This window comes from Aquimarina atlantica (assembly GCF_000626715.1).
In the GTDB taxonomy this organism is placed as follows: Bacteria; Bacteroidota; Bacteroidia; order Flavobacteriales; family Flavobacteriaceae; genus Aquimarina; species Aquimarina atlantica.
Genome location: NZ_AQRA01000004.1, coordinates 115,789 through 139,274, shown reverse-complemented (window position 1 = coordinate 139,274; position 23,486 = coordinate 115,789). Strand labels below are relative to the sequence as shown.

Sequence of the window (23,486 nt, the reverse complement as noted above, 5' to 3'; positions counted from 1 at the left end):
TATTTGAGATGGATCATATAAAAGTTTATTATGGACATATCTATATTTTTAGCAAAATTTTGGGGTTGGTATTTGATTATATTTTTCTTCGTATTGAGTTTTAACCCCAATAGGATCAAACAGATTTTTGAGGACTTAAAAGATCAAAAATTTGTAATTATAACTTCATTTATAACAATTATTGTGGGATTACTCAACATCCTTTTTCATAATATATGGGAACCAAACTGGAAATTTATCATTACTGTCATAGGTTGGATTTCATTAGGTATGGGGTTGTTGCTGTTTATCTTTCCGAAAGGAACCGCCAAATGGTTAGAATTTATCAATATAAAATTAGTACAAGTGTTATACGTACTTCTGTTTTTAGTAGGAGTTCTCTTGCTGAATGCAGGATATGAACTGGTTCCATATTAATCTTTTTAAAAAATATAATTACGGATAATGAAAAGAAGAAAAAGGATCATGATAAATATTCTGGTAATATTGGGATTAACATTGATTGTTTGGATAGTGCTTACTGTTATTGTGGATAAAAAAGGACCTGAAAAGATTGCTGTCGTTGGGTCGGCTAATAGCGATCAGAAGGCACTTATTGTTTATGACCCTGATCCGATTTATAATCTTGATGAAAAAGTAAGCAAGTCATTTGCAGAAGGCTTGTTAGAGAAGGGTTGGGGATCAAAAGTGGTTACAGTAGCTGCTGCCAAAAAATTTGAAAAAGAGTCTTTTGATTTATATGTGTTCTGTGCGAATACTTATAATTGGGCTCCCGATAAAGCAATTCGTGATCACATAAAAAATATAGATTATTTACAGAGAAAGCATGTAGTTGCGATCACTTTAGGTAGCGGCTCTACAAAAAGATCTCAACGTTTGCTTGAAGAGTTGATCAAACAAAAAGAAGCCATACTTATTGATTCAAGAGTATTTTGGTTAATGAAACCCAATACCGAATCAAAAACAAAAAGATCAAATAGTAAAATTGCTGTAGAAATGGCAAATGACTTTGGAAAAGAAATAGCTGAAAGAATTCAGAAATAGTTTAAAATAGTTATGGTTTTACTACTTGATTTATGATCTGGTAGATGATATTATTGCTTTCGCAGTTACCAGAATTTAAGTCGTTTTTCAAATAATTCTTACACAAAATGCACCATTATGAAAACTCTAATCGTTTACTTTTCCTTTTCTGGAAACAATGAATTATTGGCTAAAGATCTAGCCAAAGATCTGGAAGCAGATCTGTTGCAAATCACCGAACCCAAAAAACGAGGGATGTTCAGGATTATGTTAGATATGTTGTTTAATCGTTTTCCTAGGATCAATGAACTAAACATCTTGTGGAATGACTACCACCATATTGTTTTGGTGGCTCCTATTTGGAACTATATCATAGCGCATCCGATGAAAACCTTTATCAAAAAAAACAAAGAATACCTTACAAACTATTCATTTATAACATTGTGTTCTGGTCGCGATACGCAAAAAGAAAAAATTATGGCTCAATTAAGAAAATTGGCGGATTATGAGCCTAAAGTAATCATAGAATTCGAAACCCGAACATTCATTACTCCAGAACAAGAGCGTAAAGGTGCTTATAAAGTAACTCAAGAAGATCTTACAAGGTTAAAAAAAGTAGATATATATCATAAGTTTTTAGAAACATATATAGCTAAAAAAGAAACGACATAAACTTTGATGGTTTTCTCTAAAAAGTGTAAGAATTAAAAAGCCCATAAAAATCATATTTATGGGCTTTTATAGGAACTTAATACATTCCTTGCGGAGAAAGAGGGATTCGAACCCCCGGAGGTGTGACCCTCAACAGTTTTCAAGACTGCCGCATTCGACCACTCTGCCATTTCTCCAGTGTTTAGTCTCATCAGGTATTCCCTGAATGCGGGTGCAAATATAAAACCTTTTTTAATTCTAAAAAGAAAAATTTAAAATAATTTAAGAGATATTTTCTTTAAAAAGGGTATTCCCTTATTCATATGAGATGAATTGAGTATATTGTGCTTTATTAATTAAATTATTACATGAAAAATACTATAATACTAGTTAGCTCATTTATAGTCAGTTGTTGTGGGACTTCACAAAATTCTACACCTACTAACCCAAAAATAGATTCACATACTAGTGTGAATACAGAATTAACTGCAGTTACTTATGCCGAAAGCATTACTGCTAAAGAATTAAAAGATTATTTATACGTTTTTGCAGGAGATGAGTTTGAAGGACGTGATACAGGAGAGCCGGGTCAGAAGAAAGCCGCAGAATATTTAAAAAAGCAATACCAAAGAATGGGTATCCCTTCTCCTTTAGGAGGAGATGATTATTATCAGGAAATTCCAGAAAGCTATTTTAGGGGAGGTATCAAATCTTCAGAGAATGTATTGGCGTTTATTGAAGGTACAGAAAAACCTGATGAGATTGTAGTGATTTCTGCGCATTATGATCATGTAGGGATTGATAAAGATGATAATGTTTATAATGGTGCCGATGATGATGGTTCTGGAACAGTAAGTATATTAGAAATAGCAGATGCCTTTATGAAAGCAAAGAAAGATGGTAAGGGGCCAAAGCGATCTATTTTATTTTTGCATGTTACAGGTGAAGAAAAAGGATTGTATGGTTCTAAATTTTATACAGAGAACCCTGTTTTTCCTTTAGAAAATACAGTAACCGACCTCAATATCGATATGATAGGAAGAATTGATAAAAAACATGAGGGAAAGGATAAAAGCAATTATGTCTATTTAATCGGTAGCGATCGGTTAAGTACAGAATTACACAATATCAGCGAAAAAGTAAACGCCGAGCATACCAAATTAGATTTGGATTATACATATAATGCTGAAAACGATCCTAATCGATTTTATTTTAGAAGTGATCATTACAATTTTGCAAAACATAATATTCCTATCATATTTTATTTTAATGGAGTACATGAGGATTATCATAAACCAACCGATACACCAGATAAAATAGAATATGAACTCATGACTAAAAGAGCAAAGTTAGTATTTTATACCGCCTGGGAAGTAGCAAATAGAGCAGAGAGAATTATTGTTGATGGTGCTAAAGAAGGTGAATAATAAGATGGTTAAAATAAAACACAAACTATAATGAAACAAAAAAGCCCTTGAAAAAGGGCTTTTTATTATAAAGGGTGGAAGATCGGTCTCGAACCGACGACCTCCTGAACCACAATCAGGCGCTCTAACCAACTGAGCTACAACCACCATTTAATTTCGGGTGCAAAAATAAAGTATTTATAGCTTTCTACAAACATTTTTTTGAATTAAATTAAATCAAAAATAGAATCGACTGCTATATAGCGTTCTACGGTAAAGCCTTCGGCATGATTTACACCTATTATTCGTCCTAAATCGGCAGCACGATACTTTACGCTTTCAATAAAATTCTTACTCGAGATAGGAGTAACAGGCTCTTTACTACCTGCATCGTAAAATTGAGAAGTATATGCCATAACGCTTTCTATTTTTTTATCGATATGACTACTAATATCTACGACAAAGTCAGGCTCAATATTGGCCCATTGTATATAGTGATATACGTGTTTGGGTCTCCATGGATCTTGATTTACACCATCAAGAGTGGTTTCAATTTTTTTTAATCCCGACAAAAAGCAAGAATCACTAGCTAGTTTACTTCCTTTGCCATGGTCTATATGGCGATCAACAATTGCATTACACAGTACAATTTCGGGTTTATATTTTCTTATTTTTTTTATGACCTCTAATTGATGATGTTGATCATTTATGAAGAACCCATCTTTAAAACCCAAATTTTCGCGGGTAGCAACTCCTAGGATCTTAGAAGCATTTTTTGCTTCCTGATCTCTAATTTCGGGAGTACCTCTTGTTCCTAGTTCTCCTCGGGTAAGATCCAGTATTCCAACTTTTTTACCTCTACTAACTTCTTTGGCTATGGTGCCTGAACAACTTAGTTCTACATCATCAGGATGAGCTCCTATGGCTAGAATATCTAACTTCATATTTTAATGTTCTAATTCTGGGACTTTTACTTTTTCTATGGCTTGTTGTATATCTTGCATTAAATCTTCTTTTTCTTCGATTCCTACGCTTAATCGTAATAACCCATCTTTGATCCCCTGCAAATTTCGTTCTTCTTCGGTAAGTAATGCATGTGAGGTAAGGGTAGGGGATAGTATAGTGCTTTCGACTCCGGCAAGACTCATAGAGCTTTTTATTAGCTTTAATTCTTTTTGAAATTTACTGGCATCTATGCCTTCTTTTAATTCAAAAGATAGCATACCACCATAACCTGTCATTTGTTTTTTAGCAATCTCATGGTCGGGATGTGATTTCAATCCAGGATAATAGACTCTGGCAATATCTTCATGTTTTTTAAGCCATTTAGCAAGTTTAAGCGCATTCTTATTCTGGCGTTGTACTCTAATGCCCAGTGTTTTTATACTTCTCTCTAACATCCATACTGTAAAGTCGCTTAAACTGCCACCAAAGTTCTTAGCAACCTGAAATATCTGATCGATATTTTTCTCGCTAGAAATGACAGCCCCTGCTAGAATATCACTGTGGCCTCCCAGGTATTTGGTAGCAGAATGAATAACGATATCAATACCAAATAGAATTGGATTTTGATTTACAGGAGACGCAAAAGTGTTATCTATAATAGTAACAATATTATTTTCTTTTGCTAAATCAGCAATAGATTTAATGTCAATAATTGTGAGTAGAGGATTAGAAGGTGTTTCTATATAGATTACTTTGGTATTAGGTTGTATTTTTTGTTTAAAACCTTCTGGGGTTTGAGCATCTACATAAGAAAATTCTATACCATGTTTTTTAAACTCTTCATTAATGAGATTGGCAGTCCCCCCATAGAGTGTACGTTGTAAAACGATATGATCTCCTTTCTGTAAAAATGCAAATAGTGTAGTGCTTATCGCTGCCATACCACTACCAAAAATCAAAGAAGATTCTCCTTTTTCGAGCTTAGCTATTTTTTTAGACAACGCTTCTTGATTGGGAGTGTTAAAATACCTGGGATAACGTTTTACATCTACACCTTCAAAAGCATAAGAGGTAGACATATAAATTGGCGATATAGCTCCTTTAAATTGTTCATCCTTAATTTCGCCATGATGAGTACAGATGGTATTAAACCCCATGTTTTTTGTGTTCATAATGAATGTGGTAAATCTTATAGTTATCGCATCTAAATTAAGACTTTCAGAAGAAATCAGATAAGATTTAACAGATTAAATGATCGAATATAACAGATTTCGTTTCGCCCTTTTTAACTGGGCTATATCATTTTTACTTTTGAGATGTTTCTCATTATTGTCTGGAAGAATTGTTGAGTGTCATAAGGTTTAATGATTACATCATTCATGCCTACTGACAAAGCTTGATTTCTTATTTCTCCTTCTTCAACAGCTGTAAGTGCTATAATCGGAATATTAGTATTAAAAGTTCGTACTACTTTGGTAGCCTCAAGGCCATTCATTTCAGGCATATTTATGTCCATTAATACCAAATCAAACTTTTCATTTTTTAACATTTCGATTGCATCCATACCATTGTTTGCAATATTACAAGTGTATCCTTTCTTTTTAAGGATATTTTGAGTGACAATTTGATTTATTTTATTATCATCTACAATAAGAACATAGAAATTGCTTGTTCCGATACTTAAATTTTCTCCTGTCTTTAATGAAATCTGCTGTTCTTTTACAGCTTTTTCATAGTACAGATCAAAATAGAATTCAGATCCCTGGTTTTCTTTACTTCTTATATGAATTTCACTATTGTGAAGATGAATTAATTTCTTAACAATTGCTAATCCTAATCCTGTACCTTCATATTCTTGGTTTTCGTTCTTTACCTGTGCAAAGTTGTCAAAAATTGTTTGTTGCTTATTTTTAGGGATTCCTATTCCATCATCTCTAACAATAAATCGTAAAATATAATTATCTTCCTTATTGTCAATACATTTTACATTAACCCAAATGTTTCCATCTTTGGTAAATTTAAGAGCATTACCGATTAGATTTATTAAAATTTGTGATAATCTTACCGAGTCTCCAAGTAAAGTGGTATTTATTTTTTTGTCTATATCAATATGAACAGTATTGTTGTTGCTTTTTTGTTTGGTATGAAGAGAGTTAACAATCCCTTCTATGAGTGTTCTAATATCAAAAGATACTTTTTCGAGTTTAACCTCATTAGTTTCTATTTTGCTTAACTGTAAAACATCATTAATTAAAGCTAAAAGATAATCACCAGAAAATTTTAAAGATTCTAAATATTCATTGGTCTTCTTTTTGTCAGGGTTTTCCATTAATAGAGACGTAAGTCCAATTACGCCATATAGCGGTGTTCTAAGTTCATGACTTACAGTAGAGATAAACTGAGATTTTAAAGTAGATACTTGCTCTGCAGTTTCTTTGGCACTTATTAATTCCTTGTTTTTGTCTAGTAAATCATTGTTAAGCCTTTTCTTTTGTATATTATTCTTATAAGAACTAATTAAGAAAGCTAATGATATTAGAATTAGAATGATCCCCAGGATAATACTAATTCTCCATTTTACAACTTCTGATTCACTTTCTTTTTTCTCAGATTCTGCCTTTTTTGCTCTTTTTTCAAAAATATCAACTTCATACTTAATATTGGCACGTCTAAGCTCTTTTAATTTCTTATGATTGTTTGCCTGTAATATATTTTGAAATTGTTTTTTCTGATAGTTGTATGCCTTTTTGTAGTCATCTTGTTTAACATATAGACCCGATTTGGTTTCGTATGCAGAAGCCAACTCTTCATAATATCTAGAAATTAACTCATCGTTATTTTCTTTATTTTTAGTTTCACCAATGGCATATGATATTGCTTTATCTGTATATTCTTCCGATTTTTTAAACTTTCGTACACTAAGGAAATATTTTCCCAAAAGGCTATTTAGTTTGGTTTTATCCAGATTAGAAGACTTTTGATGAATCAACTTTCTTGCCGGTGCCAGATATTCATAAGAACTGTCAAAATCATTTCTGGAAATATAATATTCTCCAAGATTTAATAATGGACGTATCATTCTTATAGTATCTTTTAACCTTACGGCAAACTCATAAGATTTTTTGTAATACCCTACTCCTTGTTTACGTGTAAGGTTGTGTTTGGTATATACTCGAGCAAGGTTATTGTATAGATCTGTTTCTAATACTTCACTCTTTGAACTTCGAGCATAGGTTAATGCTCTTCTATAATATCTTCTGGCTTCATTATCATCTTCACTAGTTTCATAATTTTTGGCAATAATATTATTTATATACCCAAGACTCTTATCATCATTATTATATTGTGCATAATGAAGTGCAGCTTGAGCTATTTCCAAAGATTGTTCGTACTTGTATTCTTCCTGTAACTTCTCAGCTTTTTCAATATAACTTTGAATACTATCAGAAGTTATAGAAGATTGAGACTGTACAGTAAGAGTAAAGCTTATTAAAAATAATATAGTTATATGTTGAATAAAATTTTTCAACGTTCAATAAATTCTTGGTTTATTTACGTTGACGAAAATACAAAAATAGATTTAACGCAGTGTAATTCACCGTAAAAAAAGTGCTATTTATCCGTAATTTTTGTAGGTAAACGGATGTTTGTGTAGGAATTTGATTCGTTTTGTAAAAAATCTTTCTATGATTAGAAAAAACTATATAAATATAAATAATTAAAATTATACAGTAATTATTGTTCTATAAGTAGGCGTATATTTGCGTTGTCAAAAATTAATCAATTATAAATTTTAAAAAATAAAAAAATGGCATTTGTAGGTAAAAAATTTCCTAATCTAGACGTTGATGCAATGAACGATATGGGCGATACTTTTAAGCTTAACGTTTTAGAAGAAGCTAAAAATAAGAATAAAAAAGTATTACTTTTTTGGTACCCTAAGGATTTTACATTTGTTTGTCCAACAGAATTACACGCTTTTCAAGAAGCTTTAAATGAATTTGAAAAAAGAGATACAATCGTAATTGGTGCTTCTTGTGACACTCCAGAAGTTCATTTTGCTTGGTTAAATACATCTAAAGATAACGGAGGTATTGAAGGAGTAACCTATCCAATTCTTGCAGATTCTAATCGTAATCTTGCAAGCACATTAGGTATTCTGGATATTACAAATGAAACTTATAATGAAGAAACTGGTGTTGTAACTGTAGAAGGAGATAATGTAACGTATAGAGCTACTTATTTAATCGATGAAGAAGGTACGGTTTTTCATGAAGGAATAAACCATATGCCTGTTGGTCGAAATGTAGCTGAGTTTTTAAGATTGATCGATGCGTATACGCATGTACAAAAAAATGGTGAAGTATGCCCTGCAAACTGGGAAGAGGGAAAAGATGCAATGAATGCAGATAGAAAAGGAGTAGCTTCTTACCTGGCAACTCATTAATGATAAATCCTAATTAAAAATTTCTCTGGGCAATAACCCCAGAGAAATTTTTTCTAAACTTTAATTCAAATAATATGGTACAAGAACTAGCAGCAGATAATCTTTCACAACTAATACAGGATAACGATACTGTGATTGTACAGTATTCTGCCACTTGGTGTGGTAACTGTCGGATTATGAAACCAAAATTTAAAAAACTGGCTTCAGAAAATAACGATACCACTTTTGTTGTTGTTGATGCTGAAAAATATCCTGAATCTAGAAAACTAGCCACGGTAGATAATCTTCCGACATTTGCTGCATTCAAAAGCGGAGCTTTTGTAAACCAGGTTCAAACTAATAAATTTGATATTCTAAAAAATTTGGTAGATGAAGTTACCGGTAATTAAACACCTTACAAGCTTTATCGAAGAAAACGATGAAGACTTTATCGTAGAGACTATTGAAACTCTAGAAGCTTTAACAGAAGTACCTTCATTAAAAGATGAAGAGTTAGATGTTATAGGAGAGCTAATCTCTAATATGTATGGAGCTCTAGAAGTTGATAAAATGATCAAAGAAGGTACTCCAAAAAAAGAAGCTCTAAATAGCTTTATGAAAAGAGTCCTTGGATCTATAGATACCTAAAAAACAAAAAACCTACTATAAGTAATTGTAGGTTTTTTTATTTTCTAAAAACTTATTAATATTACACTATAATCTTACTAATTTTATAACTCTTAAAACAACAATCATTTATTATGGCTTCAATAACATTAAAAGGAAATACAATTCACACTAGTGGAAATTTACCAGAAGTAGGACAAAGTGCACCAGATTTTGAAATGGTAAATACCGATTTATCTACAGCAAAATTATCTGATTATAAAGGAAACAGAGTAGTTTTAAATGTTTTTCCTTCTATAGATACAGGAATTTGTGCGGCTTCGGTAAGAGCATTTAATAAGGAAGCAAGTAATTTATCAAATACTAAAGTATTATGTATATCACGTGACTTACCTTTTGCTCAAGATCGTTTTTGTGGAGCAGAAGGATTAGAAAATGTAATCAATCATTCTGATTTTAAAACCGGAGAGTTTGGAAAAAACTACGGACTAGAAATTGTAGATGGACCATTACAAGGGTTACATTCTAGAGCAGTTATTGTTCTTGATGAGGATGGAACTGTTTTATATACAGAACAAGTGCCAGAAATAGTACAGGAACCAGATTATTCTGCTGCACTCGAAATATTGTCTTAGTATCCTATGAGTAAAGCATTAAAATTTGTAGTTGGCAGATTGCGAGGTTGTGGTTATGCTTTTAAAGGAGCTCTGTTATTGATAAAAACAGAACCAAGTATACAAGTACAGGTTGGGATTGCAATAGCAATGACAATATTAGGTTTTTATTTTAATATTACTTCGATCGAATGGATTTTGCAAATTTTTGCTATTGGATTGGTAATGAGTGTTGAAGGGATAAATACCGCAATCGAAGCAATCGCAGATTTTGTTCATCCAGATTTTCATAATAAAATAGGGGTTATAAAAGATATAGCCGCGGGAGCTGTTTTTATTGCTGCAATTACAGCTATAATAATCGGATTTTTAATTTATATCCCTTATTTAGTTTAGAAAATTTTTTAGTCATTTTTACGTTCCAATATAGATATTCGTATTTTTGCGATAAGATACCCAAAAAATGGCCAAAAAAAAGGTAAGTACAAAAAGGAAAACAACAAAAAAACCTAAGACTTCACTAAAAGAAAAATTTACGTTATCAAGACAACAAAAAGTTGTTCTAGGTACTTTCTTATTCTTTTTAGGGATAGGATTATTTTTTGCCTTTGTTTCGTTTTTCTTTAATTGGAAAATTGATCAAAGTGAAATATCACAATTTTATAATAGAACATCATCTCCAAAAAACTGGTTAAGTAAATTTGGAGCCACCGTAAGTCATTTCTTTATTTTTAAAGGGTTCGGAATTTCTGCATTGATCCTACCTGTGTTAACCTCGTTAACAGGAGTGTATTTGTTCTTTGACCTTAACAAAAAGAAACTATTTGGATTTTGGTTTTGGGGAGGGTTAGTCATGCTATGGATATCTGTAGTTTTAGGTTTTGTAGAAAAAGATGGAGGTTTATTAGCTGGTATTATTGGGTACGAAACCAATGATTTTTTAAGAGACTATATAGGTTTTATAGGTACTGTTCTTGTACTGGCCTTTTTTGCAATTGTATATATTGTAGTACGCTTAAGGTATACTCCTGAGAAAATATCGGATTCTTTAAAAAATACCCAAAGAGCTATAGCAAAGGATTTTGAAGTAACCTCAGAAACGAATAATAAACAAACTGTATCTACTCCTACTTCTGATAGCACTAGCTCTAGTATTAAAGAAAAAATAGACTCAATCATAGCTAAATCTAAGGATGCTAATAAAAAGCAAGAGGATAAAAAGCAAAATGAGAAGGAAGACGAGATTAAAAAAGATAATAATGCCGGAGAGATTACATTAAACCCTACAATTAATGATTTTTATGGAGATCCAAATAATCGAAATAACGAGATTCCAGAGAAACTAATTATAAAATCAGAAGATAATCCCGAGGATATTGCAATGGAAGTCGAAACTACGGTAGAAGAAGAAGTAGTTGGAGATCTAAGTGCTAAGCTGGTTAAAGATTTTGGTGAGTTTGACCCAAAACTAGAGTTAGGAAACTATAAATTTCCTGCAATTACCCTATTAAAAGATTATACCACACAATCGGGAGGAATTACTATTGACCAGGGAGAATTAGAAGAAAATAAAAACCGTATTGTAGAGACGCTTAAAAATTACAAAATTGAAATAGCTCAAATTAAAGCTACCGTTGGTCCTACAGTGACATTATACGAGATTGTACCCGAGGCTGGAATTCGAATTTCTAAAATTAAAAATCTAGAAGATGATATCGCATTATCATTAGCGGCTCTGGGGATTCGTATTATTGCTCCTATACCAGGTAAAGGAACTATAGGTATAGAAGTGCCTAATAAAAAAGCTACTATCGTATCGATGCGATCTGCAATTTCTTCTTCAAAATTTCAGAATGCAGAAATGGAATTACCATTATCTTTGGGTAAAACGATTTCGAACGAAACATTTGTAGTAGATCTTGCCAAAATGCCTCACCTTCTTATGGCAGGAGCTACAGGACAAGGAAAATCTGTCGGACTCAATGCGATACTTACATCGTTGCTTTATAAGAAGCATCCTGCAGAAGTGAAATTTGTTTTAGTAGATCCAAAAAAGGTAGAACTTACATTGTTTAATAAGATAGAGCGACATTATCTGGCTAAATTGCCTGATACAGAAGAAGCTATTATTACAGATAATACCAAAGTAATTAATACACTTAATTCTTTATGTATCGAGATGGATGCTCGATATGATCTGCTAAAACAGGCAATGGTTAGAAATATTAAAGAGTATAATGCTAAATTTAAAGCTAGAAAATTAAACCCCGAGAACGGGCATAAGTTTTTACCATATATTGTGCTTGTAGTAGATGAATTTGCAGATCTTATTATGACCGCAGGAAAAGAGGTAGAAACTCCTATTGCCAGATTGGCTCAATTGGCTCGTGCTATTGGGATACATCTTATTATAGCTACCCAACGACCATCTGTAAATGTAATAACGGGTATGATCAAAGCTAATTTCCCTGCTAGAATAGCATTTAGGGTGACTTCTAAAATAGATTCCCGTACAATTTTGGATACAGGAGGAGCAGATCAATTAATTGGTAGAGGAGATATGCTATATACACAAGGAAATGATGTTGTAAGAATACAATGTGCCTTTGTAGATACTCCAGAAGTAGAGCGAATAACAGATTATATTGGTAGTCAAAAAGCGTATCCAGATGCACATCTGTTACCAGAATATTTGGGAGAAGAAAGTGGCACAAGTCTTGATATAGATAAAAAGGATAGAGATAAACTTTTTGCTGAAGCTGCAGAAGTAATTGTAACAGCTCAACAAGGATCAGCGTCTTTATTACAAAGGAAATTAAAATTAGGGTACAATCGAGCCGGTAGATTAATAGATCAATTAGAAGCTGCAGGAATCGTCGGTCCTTTTGAAGGAAGTAAAGCAAGGCAAGTTTTAGTACCTGATTTAATTTCGCTTCAGCAATTACTGGATAATGAGTAATAAGCTGATGTATAATATGATAATGGTAATTAGTAATTAAAGAAGAATAAATAAAATGATAAAAAAGGCTATATTTTTACTATTTGTATTGGGTATAACTACTGCACAAGCCCAAAGTGCCAAAGATCTTTTGGATGAGGTTTCCAAAAAAGTAAATAGCTACACCAATATTGTTATTAACTTTAAATATGCAATTAATAATCAGGCAGAACATGTTGCTCAAGAAACCAGAGGTGATGTGACGTTACAAGGGAATAAGTACCTGCTTAATATCATGGGGACCAAACGTATGTATGACGGTAAAAAGCTACATGTAATTGTTCCAGAAGATGAAGAAATCAATATTTCTTCTCAGGATGAAGATGATGGTACAAGTGTGACACCTTCAAAAATGTTAACGTTCTACGAAGATGGATATACCTATAAAATGGATATTGTTCAGAATGTAAAAGGTAGAAAAATTCAATATGTAAAATTGATACCTATTGACTCAAAAAGTGATTTAAAAGAAATATTACTTGGTATTGATAAGCAAACAAAGCATATTTACAAAATGATTCAGAAACAAAATAATGGTACTAATGTTACAATTACGGTGAATAGTTTTAAAACTAATCAACCGCTTTCAGAAACATTATTTGTATTTGATAAGTCAAAATATGAAAATTATTATATCAATCGCTTAGATTAGAAAGAATTAAGACATAAAGAAATAAAGGTATAAAAAAGAACGGGTGTAAAAATTTACACACGTTCTTTAGTTTTAATTAATGTATATTTTTGCGGTTAGAAAATAGAAAACGAGTGAAAATTTTAGATCGATATATTTTAACAACTTTTGTAAAGACATTTTTCCCGCTCTTTGTAATTATTATGTTTATCCTTTTATTGCAAACAATCTGGTTGTTTATATCAGAACTGGCAGGAAAAGATCTCGATTTTTCAGTAATATTAAAATTTTTGACGTTTGCAACTCCTAGATTGATTCCCATGGTTTTGCCACTAACTATTTTGTTAACATCTATCATGATTTTTGGTAATTTTGCCGAGAACTATGAGTTTGCTGCGATGAAATCTTCTGGGATATCCTTGCAGCGAGCTATGAGAACCTTATCTGTTTTTATCTTTTTTGTTGGAATAGGTGCGTTTTTATTTTCGAATACAGTGATTCCGTCTTCAGAGAAAAGATTTATAAATCTTCGTAAAAATATAGTTAAAGTAAAACCTGCAATGGTAATAACTCCTAATCAGTTTAATGATTTAGGTGATATAAATATAAAAGTAGCAGAAAAATATGGTGATAATGATGAGTTTCTTAGAGATGTTATCATTCATAAGAAAGCTGCCCGACCTGGCAATTTTACAGTTATAAAAGCAGTAGGAGGAGAGTTGAAAGGTAATATCAATTCTGATTTGATTACCTTAATCCTTAATGATGGTAATTATTATGACGAGATTCAACAAAATTCTCCTCAAAAAAGAAATAGATTGCCTTTTGCCAAAACACATTTTAAAAAATATGTTCTTAATATAGATTTATCATCATTGGGAAATGTAGATATGGATGAGCAACAATATAGTAAAGGATATAATATGCTTAATGTTAATGAGCTACAAGATCAGATAGATACATTATCTATTCAGGTTAATAGTGATATGAAAAACATGACAGTTGAAGTTGATAGAAGGATAGGGTTTGATGGATTAAATAAAAACATCAAAATAGTTGATTCTCTTCCAAAAACAAGTAATGATACATTACATATAAGAGATTATTTTAATACACTTAAGAAAGTACAGATATACCAGATTGCTTCATCTACTGCAGATGGAGTAATAAGAAAGCTAAATTCGACGCAGAAGAACCTAAGCTTTAAGAGAAGAGCTCTAAATAAATACGAAATGTCATTGCATGATAAATTTGCTTTGGGAATTTCGTGTATCTTATTGTTTTTTGTAGGAGCTCCTTTGGGAGCTATAATTCGTAAAGGAGGGTTAGGACTACCTATAGTTATCGGAGTAGTATTGTTTTTGACCTATCACTTTATTGGAATTTTCGCCAAAAATAGCGCCGAAGAAGGAGGGATTCCTCCATTTGTGGGCTCATGGCTTTCTACATGCATTGTATTTCCGTTAAGTATATTTCTAACGTATAGAGCAACTACAGATCAGGGAATTTTTAATCTGGACACTTTTATCCAGCCAATAAAGAATTTCTTTGCAAAACGATCTTCTAAAACCAAAAAATAGATTTCTTTTTAAATATCTTTGCCGGTAATAAATTTAAGAGTATGATTATGTCACAAGCAACTAATACCACAAACAAAATGAAATTGAATACCATTCAAGAAGCCATTGAAGATATTCGGCAGGGAAAGGTGATTATTGTGGTAGATGATGAAGATCGTGAAAATGAAGGAGATTTTATTGCTGCGGCAGAGAAAGTAACTCCAGAGATGATCAATTTTATGGCAACCCATGGTCGTGGATTGATTTGTGCTCCACTTACAAAAGATCGTTGTGAGGAGCTAAATCTCGATATGATGGTTCAGAACAATACCGTATTACATGAGACACAATTTACCGTATCGGTAGATTTGATAGGGCATGGGTGTACCACAGGAATTTCTGTTCACGATAGAGCCAAAACCATAAATGCATTAATCCAGGAAGATACAAAACCTCATGATTTGGGTAGACCAGGACATATTTTCCCGCTCAAGGCGAAAAATGGAGGAGTGTTAAGACGTACTGGGCATACTGAAGCAGCTGTAGATTTAGCAAGACTTGCAGGTTTTAAACCAGCAGGGATTTTGGTCGAAATTTTGAACGAAGATGGTACTATGGCACGTTTACCTCAATTGGTAGAGGTTGCCAAGAAATTTGACCTTAAATTAATATCGATAGAAGATTTGGTAGCATATCGTATGCAACATGATTCTCTAATCGAGAAAAAAGAAGATTTTAATATCACTACACGTTTTGGAAATTATAGACTTAGAGCCTATAAACAAACAACTAATGATCAAGTACATATTGCTTTAACATTGGGTTCTTGGAAAGAAAATGAACCTGTACTTACCAGAATCAATTCTACCTTATTTAATAATGATATCCTGGGAACATTAACTAATAATGCCGATAAACGTCTGGATGCTATGTTTCAGCGTATTAATAGCGAAGGTAAGGGAGCGATAATTTTTATTAACCAAGAAAGTCAATCTCTTAATCTCTTAGGGCGTTTAAGTGCTTTAAAAGAAATTCAAAATGGAAAAGATGTCGTAAAAGCACCAAAAATAGCTATGGATAGCAAAGATTTTGGTATTGGAGCACAAATTTTGCATGATATTAATATTCATAAACTACGATTAGTATCTAATACGGTACAACAAAAACGTGTTGGGATGATTGGATACGGATTAGAAATCGTAGACTATGTTGGGTATTAAATAAATACCCAATTAATCTTATAGTACACTTTTTACAAGAACACTTTTTAAAGCTTCAACCATTTTTGAGGCTCTGTTTGTTACTTCAGTTTCAGACCAATTTAACTTGATTAAACAAGAAATAGTACGCCCCATCCATAGATCACTCGCATCAAACGATCTATTGTTTTTTTGTAATCCTGATTGTATTTCCTGAGAAAACTTACTAAGAGATTTCTGTTCCAAAAGGTGCTCCCATTTTTTATAGTAATGCCAGTTATTATCGAACCAATAAAAACAGGCATCTACACCATTTTCTCCCAAAGCTTTATGTGCTTTTCTGGCTATGTCTTCTGTAGGTAAAAATATATTTAGAAAGGAATAATTTTCTACCCCTGTTTCTGGTACTCTTCTAAAAGAAACTTCGGGAACTTCTGCCAGAGCATTGCGTAGTATTGTATAGTTTTTTTCCTGAATTGTTAATGTATGATCTAATTTTCTAAGTTGCGCAATTCCTACTGCTGCATTTAATTCAGATAATCTATAGTTATACCCTAAGAAAGGATGAGTTTCTGCGCCACGATCATTACCAACATGATCGTGACCATGATCCTGATATTTATGTGCCCGATCAGCAAATGTTTCAGAATTAGTAATGATACCACCACCTTCACCACAGGTAATAGTTTTAACATAATCAAAAGAAAAACAACCCAGATCTCCATAACTTCCTAATGGTTTTCCGTCATACGTGGCTCCGATAGCCTGGCAAGCATCTTCTAATAGAATAAGATTATGTTTATCACTAATTGCTTTTAATGCGCTAAGATCTGCCATAGATCCACACATATGCACAGGCATAATTGCTTTGGTTTTAGGAGTGATAGATGCTTCAACAGCTTTAGGATCTAGGGTAAGTGTATCATCTATATCACATAATATTGGAATCGCTCCAACAGATAATATAGCTTCAAAACTTGCTACAAAAGTAAATGTAGGCATAATTACCTCATCTCCAGATCCTATACCTGCACATGCCAATGCAACCGTTAAAGCTGCGGTTCCGCTAGAAACTACCTGGGCATATTTGGATTGCATTCTGTTTGCTAAATCTCTTTCTAATTCTAATGCTTTATAATGACCATTTCTCATAGGATCAAATCCATATCGCATTAAAACTCCATTATCTAAAACATCCTGAACTTCTTTTTGTTCTTCTGCACCAAATAACTCAAATCCTGGCATAAGTGTAGTGTTAAATTAAAAAACTCTTTCCAGCAAAAATACCGAAAAGAGTTTTGATTTTACAGTGGTTATTCTAGATTTTTTTGATTATAACAATACCTAATATTTTTTATAGTGTTGATTACATGTAATAAACCAAAACTTAGATAGTAATGATGGTGTCTGTAATAGGGCGTCTTACTTTTTTTAACTCAGAAAACATATCGTCTTCTGCTCGATATCCAATGGGTAATACCAGTACCGATGTTAATCCTAAATCATTAAGGTTAAGGAGTTCATCGTATTTTTCTGGTATAAAACCTTCCATAGGGCAAGAGTCTATTTTTTCGATAGCACATACGGTAAGTATATTTCCCAGGGCCAAATATGCTTGTTTTGCAGCCCAGTTTGATATCTCTTCTGGGGATTTATAAGTAAAAGAATCTACGAGTTGCTCTTTAAAAGGTTTTAATATTTCCTCAGGAGTATCTCTTATTTCTTTTACCGTATCGAAATACTTGGATATGTATTGTTCTCCAATAGTTTTTTCTATACAAAATACCAATACATGAGATGCGTCAGCAACTTGTTGTTGATTCCAGGAATGTGAGGTGAGTTCTTTTTGTAAGTCTTTATTCTTAATCACCACCAATTTTAAAGGTTGTAAACCATATGAGGTAGCGGTAAGGTTAAAAGCTTCTGTTAGTGTATCTATTTTTTCCTGAGAAACAATTTGCTTAGTATCGAATTTTTTGGTGGCATAACGCCAATGTAAACTTTCTATAATATTCATTCGAAGTTTTTTTAAGTATATGACAAAGATAGTACGATAAGATTTACCTTTGACAGATAAAATGATAAGAAAAAACTATATCACAACTGTATGAATGCTATAGAAGAATTGATTAATAAATCTGAAACAAGAATCTTTAAAGCTGTGTTTCCTAATACAACCAATCATTACGAAACCTTGTTTGGTGGTACAGCATTACAGCTTATGGATGAAGTGTCCTTTATTTGTGCTACTCGTTTTAGTAGAAAAAAGGTAGTGACCATATCTACAGATAAAATTGATTTTGAAAAACCAATACCCGAAGGAACCATTGTAGAACTTGTAGCTAGAATTGCAGAAGTAGGAAGAACCAGTTGCTTAGTAAAAGTCGATATTTACAAAGAAGATATGTATAGTTACGATAGAGAACTAGCAGTTACCGGGCACTTTAAGTTTGTAGCTATTGATAATCATAAAAATCCAATTCCTATAGTTAACAAATAATTCTTTTTGAGGTAACTATTTTCAATTTTCAGATTCAAAAATAGAAAGATTGCATACGCATTCATCATAAAAAATCATAGCCGTTTCTATATGATCTATGTAACTAAAGTTTGCTAATTTATCAAGAATAAAGGATCTAAGATCATCAGAATCTTTTACACCAATATGAATCATGAAATCGGTATCTCCTGCCATATGATAAAACTTAATGACTCCCTTAAGTGTTCGTATTCTTTTGATAAAAGAATTTATAATTTCTCGTTCATGCTTTTTTAAGCGTATAGCTACTATTACCTGTACATTGATTCCTAATTTTTTTAGATTAAGATCAGCATTAAAAGCTTTAAAAAAACCTTCTCTGGTTAATCTTTTTAATCGTTCATGACAAGTAGAGGGGGCAATATCCAGCTCTGCAGCTACTTCTTTGTTTGAAAGCCGAGCATTATTTTGTAATAGGTTTAAAATCTGAATATCCTTCTGGTCTAACTTCATATTTACTGTCTTTTTAGAATTTATTTCGTTTTTACTAAAATTTAATATGAATATAATTCATATAATTTGTAAATATAGTGAATTTTGTTCGTGAACTTATAAAATTAAATTCAAAAATGAATATAGGTATAATAGGATTGGGTACCGTAAGTAGAGGTTTTTTAGAAATTCTGGAGCAAAAAACAGATTGGATTTCTCAAAAATTTGGAAGTGATATCAAGGTTGTAGCTGTTAAAGATATTGCAAGAGGAAATATATATAATCCCAAGGGGATAAATATTAATGAACTTTTAAATAAACTAAATAATGGAGAAAAAATAAGTGATACTTCATTAACAGATGGAGACTCTCTTTCTGAAATAGATAGTATAGATCTTATTGTAGAGGCAACATATAGCGATTATACAACAGGAGACCCTGCATATACTTTTATTAAGGATGCTCTTACTAATGGTAAGCACGTAGTTACCACAAATAAAGGGCCGGTTGCATTACATTATACAGAGTTAAACAAGTTAGCAAATGATAATAAGGTGATGCTGCGATATGAAGGTACCGTATTAAGTGGTACTCCTACATTTTCGTTAATCGAAGAATGCCTTGCCGGAGATGATATCGTAAGTATACGAGGAATCCTTAATGGTACAAGTAATTATATCCTATCAAAAATGTCTCAGGGAGACTCTTTTGAAAATGCATTAGGGGTGGCTCAGGAAAAAGGATATGCAGAAGCAGACCCTACGAATGATGTTAAGGGATATGACGCAAGAGGAAAAGTAGCTATACTTTCTCATAAAGTTTTTGGTGTTGACCTGGGATTAGATAACATACCTACTGTTGGTATAGATACTATTTCTAAAGAGGAGCTGGATACTGCTAAAAAGGAAGGAAAAAACATTCGTCTTGTAGGAAGCTTAACAAAAACTGGTAAAACTATAGAAGCAAGGGTACAACCAGAAGCTTTAGATACCGAAGATGCACTATCAAATATTGGAGGTGTTACTAATGCAATAGAAGTCTCTACTGCATATTTAGGAAAACTTATGGTTACGGGACCCGGAGCCGGAAAACTTGAAACGGGTTACTCTGTATTCTCAGATGTATTATCCATTATTAAAAATAGTTGAGGTATGATAAGCACTTTAGACAAGATTGATACCATGAAAATGTTGATTGGAGAAAATTGGGTAGAAAGTCCAACAAAATTGCCAGTATTAAATCCGTATTCAGGAAAAGAGGTATATGCTGTTTCTTGTGCAGATACAGATCATGTACAGAAGGCTTTACAATCTGCAGAGTTAGGAAAAGAAATCTCAAGAAATATATCACCTTATGATAGAAGTGAGATTATTGCCAAAGTAGTTGTTTTCTTAAAAGAAAGGAAGGAAGAATTTACTCAAATTATAGTAAACGAAGGAGTTAAAACCAAAATTGAGGCTGCCAAAGAGGTCGACAGATGTATCAATACATTAACTCTTTGTAGTGAAGAGGCTAAAAGACTTACAGGAGAAACCGTGCCTTTTAATGCATTTGCAGGAGCCGCTTCGAGAACAGGATATTACGTACATGATCCTATAGGTATTATTACCGCAATTACACCCTTTAATGATCCTCTTAATTTGGTGGCTCATAAATTGGGTCCTGCAATAGCTTCGGGTAATGCGGTTATACTTAAACCATCAGATTTTACTCCAATTTCTGCAATAAAATTAGGGGAGTTGTTTCTAGAAGCAGGCTTGCCTCATCATATTCTAAATATCATAACAGGACCGGTAAGTAATTTTGGGAATACATTAATTACAGACCCGCGTGTTAATATGGTAAGTTTTACTGGGGGGACAAAATCCGGAGAGGCGATCATAAAAGCTGCTGGAATTAAAAAAGTAGCAATGGAACTTGGTTCGAGCTCTCCGGTAATAGTCATGGATGATGTTGATATCGATACCGTTGCAGAAAACTGTATAGGTGGTATGATATGGGCAGCTGGGCAAAACTGTGTAGGCGTAAAACGTATGTATGTTCACGATGCGATCTATGATACATTCAAAGAAAAAGTAGTTGCCCTGGCGAAATCAGTAAAACTAGGAGATCCAGATGATGCTAATACCGATATGGGACCTATTATTACTTCAGAAGCAATTGATGTTATAGAGAACTCTATTTCTGATTTAAAAAATTCTGGTTATCAGGTTTTATGTGGAGGAAATCGAGTAGGCAACGCTTTTGAAGCAACACTCATAGAAGGAAATCATGACCATCCGCTAAATGGTAAACAGGAAATCTTCGGACCTGTAGCAACAATTTCCAGAATTAACTCATTAGAAGAAGGTATTAAAGCTAGTAATGATTCTCCTTATGGATTACATGCAGGAATTTTTACAAATTCGATAGAAGCAGCATTTAAGGCAGTTAACCAATTGCAATGTGGTGGAGTTATGGTTAATGATTCTTCTGATTACCGAATCGATATGATGCCTTTTGGCGGAATTAAACAAAGTGGTATTGGCCGGGAAGGCGTAAAATCTGCTATACGGGAAATGACCACAACTAAAATTGCATGTTTTAACCTTTAAATAAATAATAGATATGAATAGTATAGAAAACGTAGAGATGTTATCAGATGAAGCCATAGCAAAAAATGAAAATATGGATATGGCTAAAGTGTTATCACCTAGGAGAAAATCTACAGCAAGCACAACTATAGAAGAGTTGGCCATCGAGCAGTTAGAACATTTTCAAATAGATGTTGATAGTGCATATGGAGAAGCCCTAAAAGGTGCTGCTATGGATATTTACCATGCACAATCAGATATTTCTAAATTACAGGAAATAACCAATAATACAATTGCAAAGTTAGATCAGGGAGAAAAAGTAGCGTACTTTAATGCGAAACGTTTTTTATCTTTTCAGATAGCAAAAGTATTAGAAACATTACAAAGCCCATTAAGTAAAACCTATCAGTCTTTAGGGCAATCAGACGAATCTTTACAAGCCAAAGGACCTCATCCTTTATTTAATAATATTGCAGCCTTGTTTTCTGCGACTCCAGTAATTGCGCGTACCTCTACATACGATTACTCTTGTACAGAATGGGTCGATGATGCTTTTAACGGTAAAGAATCAATACACCATATATACTCTAGGTTATTAAATCCTACTTCTATGGCTCTGGCTACTCATATGGTACACATAGAAGCAGGTAAATATGCAGATGAGTATACTGCATGGAATTTTAATAGTGGTATGGCAGCTGTAGATGCGCTATTGAGTAATGTATTAAACCATGGAGATGTTCTTATTCTTTCTAGAAATATCTACGGAGGAGTTTACCAGTTAATCGAAGACTTTTTTGCTAAAAAGAATAAGTTTGCCATTAATGTGGTTTGGTTTGATGGATATTCTATTGAAGATTTTAAACCAGTATTAGAAAAAGCAAAAGAAGATTATAAGGATATTCTTTCTTCTGGGAACAAATTACATGTGTATATGGAGTCCCCTTGTAATCCTCATGGTTATATGCTGGATGTACCTGCTATTTGTAAAGTTTCTAAGCAAAATGGAGCAACAGTAATGCTAGATGGTACTGTAGCTACACCGTTTTTAATCAAACCATTACAACATGAAGATGAAGAATGTAGACCAGATTTCTTATTTCATAGCTATACCAAAGATATTACCGGATCTGGTAATGCAATAGCAGGAGGTATTATCGGTAAAAATAACCTAATGTTCTTGCCAAAAGGTGATGAAGTAGATGGAATAAAATGGGACGAAACTTTATTCTGGAATGTATACTACATTAAAGGTGCTTTCTTAGATTCTGATACTGCATTCGAGGTGTTATCGGGTATGAAAACACTAAGCATGAGAATGGTTCAAAAATGTGTAAATACTTTGGTGTTGGCTAAGTTCTTCGACTCTAACCCTGGTATTACAGTACACTGTAATGCACTAGAAAACAACCATAATCATGGTATTATGAAGAAAATTAGTAAGTATCAACTAGCTTCGCCTTTATTCACTATTGATTTTGAAAAAGCAAAAGTATCGGATAAGTCATTTAAAATGTTCTTTGATACGTTAGCTCCTGCATTTGGTCTTCAGGTAAGTTTAGGACAGATTAATACTACACTTTTATGTCCTGCATTTACATCTCATTCTGAGTTAAATAAAGATGCGCTTATAGAGGCAGGTATTCATAAAACAACAATGAGAGTATCGGTAGGTAATGAAAACCCTAAAGAATTGATACAACACTTTATGCAATCTGTAAAATTAATGATAGATCCAGAAAAACCAGGATTCTCTAGTTCTTTCTTGTCCCGAAGTGAAGTAGATAAATTATATGCAGATACATACATGGAAGTACAACAACAATTAGTAGATCACGGATACTTAAATTAAATACATTAACA

General features: G+C 32.8%; 23 protein-coding genes and 2 tRNA genes. 17 read left to right on the top strand and 8 right to left on the bottom strand.

Translation table 11 applies throughout. The features are described from left to right. The first annotated feature begins 30 nt into the window (after positions 1-30). The 3 genes from ATO12_RS09585 to ATO12_RS09575 all read left to right on the top strand — a co-directional run bounded on the left by ATO12_RS09585 (position 31) and on the right by ATO12_RS09575 (position 1,695). Positions 31-417, top strand: a complete 387-nt coding sequence (locus tag ATO12_RS09585; protein ID WP_034241501.1) for a hypothetical protein — start codon at positions 31-33, stop codon at positions 415-417. A 27-nt stretch (positions 418-444) separates the two neighbouring features. Then, on the top strand, positions 445-1,044 hold the full coding sequence (locus ATO12_RS09580; RefSeq protein WP_034241500.1) for a flavodoxin family protein: 600 nt from the start codon (positions 445-447) through the stop codon (positions 1,042-1,044). 117 nt (positions 1,045-1,161) lie between these two features. Continuing rightward, positions 1,162-1,695, top strand: a complete 534-nt coding sequence (locus ATO12_RS09575) for a flavodoxin family protein (RefSeq protein ID WP_051575716.1) — start codon at positions 1,162-1,164, stop codon at positions 1,693-1,695. Positions 1,696-1,786: 91 nt separating this feature from the next. Here the strand turns inward: ATO12_RS09575 and ATO12_RS09570 are convergent. Continuing rightward, positions 1,787-1,871: transfer RNA gene (locus tag ATO12_RS09570), tRNA-Ser, on the bottom strand. Positions 1,872-2,042: 171 nt separating this feature from the next. Between ATO12_RS09570 and ATO12_RS09565 the strand changes: the two genes are divergently transcribed. After that, positions 2,043-3,101: a M28 family metallopeptidase gene (locus ATO12_RS09565; protein WP_034241499.1), complete on the top strand. Its 1,059-nt coding sequence runs from the start codon at positions 2,043-2,045 to the stop codon at positions 3,099-3,101. 72 nt (positions 3,102-3,173) lie between these two features. On the opposite strand, the gene ATO12_RS09560 is transcribed toward ATO12_RS09565, so the two are convergent. The 4 genes from ATO12_RS09560 to ATO12_RS09545 form a co-directional block, all read right to left on the bottom strand. Further along, positions 3,174-3,249 (bottom strand) — tRNA-His (locus tag ATO12_RS09560). A gap of 58 nt (positions 3,250-3,307) precedes the next feature. Then, positions 3,308-4,024: a bacillithiol biosynthesis deacetylase BshB1 gene (bshB1, locus tag ATO12_RS09555; protein WP_034241498.1), complete on the bottom strand. Its 717-nt coding sequence runs from the start codon at positions 4,022-4,024 to the stop codon at positions 3,308-3,310. Between the two features lie 3 nt (positions 4,025-4,027). After that, positions 4,028-5,197, bottom strand: coding sequence for a trans-sulfuration enzyme family protein (locus ATO12_RS09550; RefSeq protein ID WP_034241497.1), 1,170 nt, complete (start codon positions 5,195-5,197; stop codon positions 4,028-4,030). 122 nt (positions 5,198-5,319) lie between these two features. Next, positions 5,320-7,554: a tetratricopeptide repeat-containing hybrid sensor histidine kinase/response regulator gene (locus ATO12_RS09545; RefSeq protein WP_051575715.1), complete on the bottom strand. Its 2,235-nt coding sequence runs from the start codon at positions 7,552-7,554 to the stop codon at positions 5,320-5,322. A 279-nt stretch (positions 7,555-7,833) separates the two neighbouring features. Between ATO12_RS09545 and ATO12_RS09540 the strand changes: the two genes are divergently transcribed. From ATO12_RS09540 to ribB, 9 genes are all read left to right on the top strand, one after another. After that, a complete protein-coding gene (locus tag ATO12_RS09540) occupies positions 7,834-8,472 on the top strand; it encodes a peroxiredoxin (RefSeq protein ID WP_034241496.1) in 639 nt (212 codons plus the stop codon). A gap of 74 nt (positions 8,473-8,546) precedes the next feature. After that, the gene (locus tag ATO12_RS09535; protein WP_034241495.1) at positions 8,547-8,861 is read left to right on the top strand and encodes a thioredoxin family protein; all 315 of its coding nucleotides are present in this window, start codon (positions 8,547-8,549) and stop codon (positions 8,859-8,861) included. Next, positions 8,842-9,099 carry a DUF6952 family protein gene (locus ATO12_RS09530; RefSeq protein WP_025664919.1) on the top strand — a complete coding sequence of 86 codons (258 nt, stop codon included), beginning with the start codon at positions 8,842-8,844 and terminating at the stop codon, positions 9,097-9,099. The genes ATO12_RS09535 and ATO12_RS09530 overlap by 20 nt, the downstream gene beginning before the upstream one ends. A gap of 113 nt (positions 9,100-9,212) precedes the next feature. Next, the gene (tpx, locus tag ATO12_RS09525; protein WP_034241494.1) at positions 9,213-9,713 is read left to right on the top strand and encodes a thiol peroxidase; all 501 of its coding nucleotides are present in this window, start codon (positions 9,213-9,215) and stop codon (positions 9,711-9,713) included. Positions 9,714-9,719: 6 nt separating this feature from the next. Further along, a complete protein-coding gene (locus ATO12_RS09520) occupies positions 9,720-10,088 on the top strand; it encodes a diacylglycerol kinase (RefSeq protein WP_034241493.1) in 369 nt (122 codons plus the stop codon). 67 nt (positions 10,089-10,155) lie between these two features. Continuing rightward, complete coding sequence (locus ATO12_RS09515) at positions 10,156-12,651, top strand: FtsK/SpoIIIE family DNA translocase (protein ID WP_034241492.1); 2,496 nt, start codon at positions 10,156-10,158, stop codon at positions 12,649-12,651. A 58-nt stretch (positions 12,652-12,709) separates the two neighbouring features. After that, positions 12,710-13,342 (top strand): LolA family protein, encoded by a 633-nt coding sequence (locus tag ATO12_RS09510; protein ID WP_034241989.1) that lies wholly within the window; start codon positions 12,710-12,712, stop codon positions 13,340-13,342. 113 nt (positions 13,343-13,455) lie between these two features. Next, complete coding sequence (locus tag ATO12_RS09505; RefSeq protein WP_081802018.1) at positions 13,456-14,901, top strand: LptF/LptG family permease; 1,446 nt, start codon at positions 13,456-13,458, stop codon at positions 14,899-14,901. Between the two features lie 47 nt (positions 14,902-14,948). Beyond that, positions 14,949-16,100 carry a 3,4-dihydroxy-2-butanone-4-phosphate synthase gene (gene ribB, locus ATO12_RS09500; RefSeq protein ID WP_034241490.1) on the top strand — a complete coding sequence of 384 codons (1,152 nt, stop codon included), beginning with the start codon at positions 14,949-14,951 and terminating at the stop codon, positions 16,098-16,100. Positions 16,101-16,118: 18 nt separating this feature from the next. Here the strand turns inward: ribB and ATO12_RS09495 are convergent, their stop codons facing one another. Continuing rightward, positions 16,119-17,324, bottom strand: coding sequence for a DegT/DnrJ/EryC1/StrS family aminotransferase (locus tag ATO12_RS09495; RefSeq protein ID WP_034241489.1), 1,206 nt, complete (start codon positions 17,322-17,324; stop codon positions 16,119-16,121). Positions 17,325-17,466: 142 nt separating this feature from the next. Next, positions 17,467-18,096, bottom strand: coding sequence for an NAD(P)H-dependent oxidoreductase (locus ATO12_RS09490; protein ID WP_034241488.1), 630 nt, complete (start codon positions 18,094-18,096; stop codon positions 17,467-17,469). 90 nt (positions 18,097-18,186) lie between these two features. Between ATO12_RS09490 and ATO12_RS09485 the strand changes: the two genes are divergently transcribed. Further along, entirely contained in the window at positions 18,187-18,579 is a 393-nt protein-coding gene (locus ATO12_RS09485; protein WP_034241487.1) for an acyl-CoA thioesterase, read from the top strand. A gap of 21 nt (positions 18,580-18,600) precedes the next feature. Here the strand turns inward: ATO12_RS09485 and ATO12_RS09480 are convergent, their stop codons facing one another. Further along, positions 18,601-19,071: an Lrp/AsnC family transcriptional regulator gene (locus tag ATO12_RS09480; RefSeq protein WP_034241485.1), complete on the bottom strand. Its 471-nt coding sequence runs from the start codon at positions 19,069-19,071 to the stop codon at positions 18,601-18,603. Positions 19,072-19,187: 116 nt separating this feature from the next. On the opposite strand from ATO12_RS09480, the gene ATO12_RS09475 reads away from it, so the two are divergent. Genes ATO12_RS09475 through ATO12_RS09465 form a run of 3 tightly spaced genes read left to right on the top strand, consistent with a single transcriptional unit; the run spans position 19,188 to position 23,475 of the window. Then, positions 19,188-20,198 (top strand): homoserine dehydrogenase, encoded by a 1,011-nt coding sequence (locus ATO12_RS09475; protein ID WP_034241484.1) that lies wholly within the window; start codon positions 19,188-19,190, stop codon positions 20,196-20,198. Positions 20,199-20,201: 3 nt separating this feature from the next. Then, positions 20,202-21,644, top strand: coding sequence for an aldehyde dehydrogenase family protein (locus tag ATO12_RS09470; RefSeq protein ID WP_205625234.1), 1,443 nt, complete (start codon positions 20,202-20,204; stop codon positions 21,642-21,644). A 13-nt stretch (positions 21,645-21,657) separates the two neighbouring features. Beyond that, a complete protein-coding gene (locus ATO12_RS09465) occupies positions 21,658-23,475 on the top strand; it encodes a PLP-dependent transferase (protein ID WP_205625233.1) in 1,818 nt (605 codons plus the stop codon). Positions 23,476-23,486 lie beyond the last annotated feature (11 nt).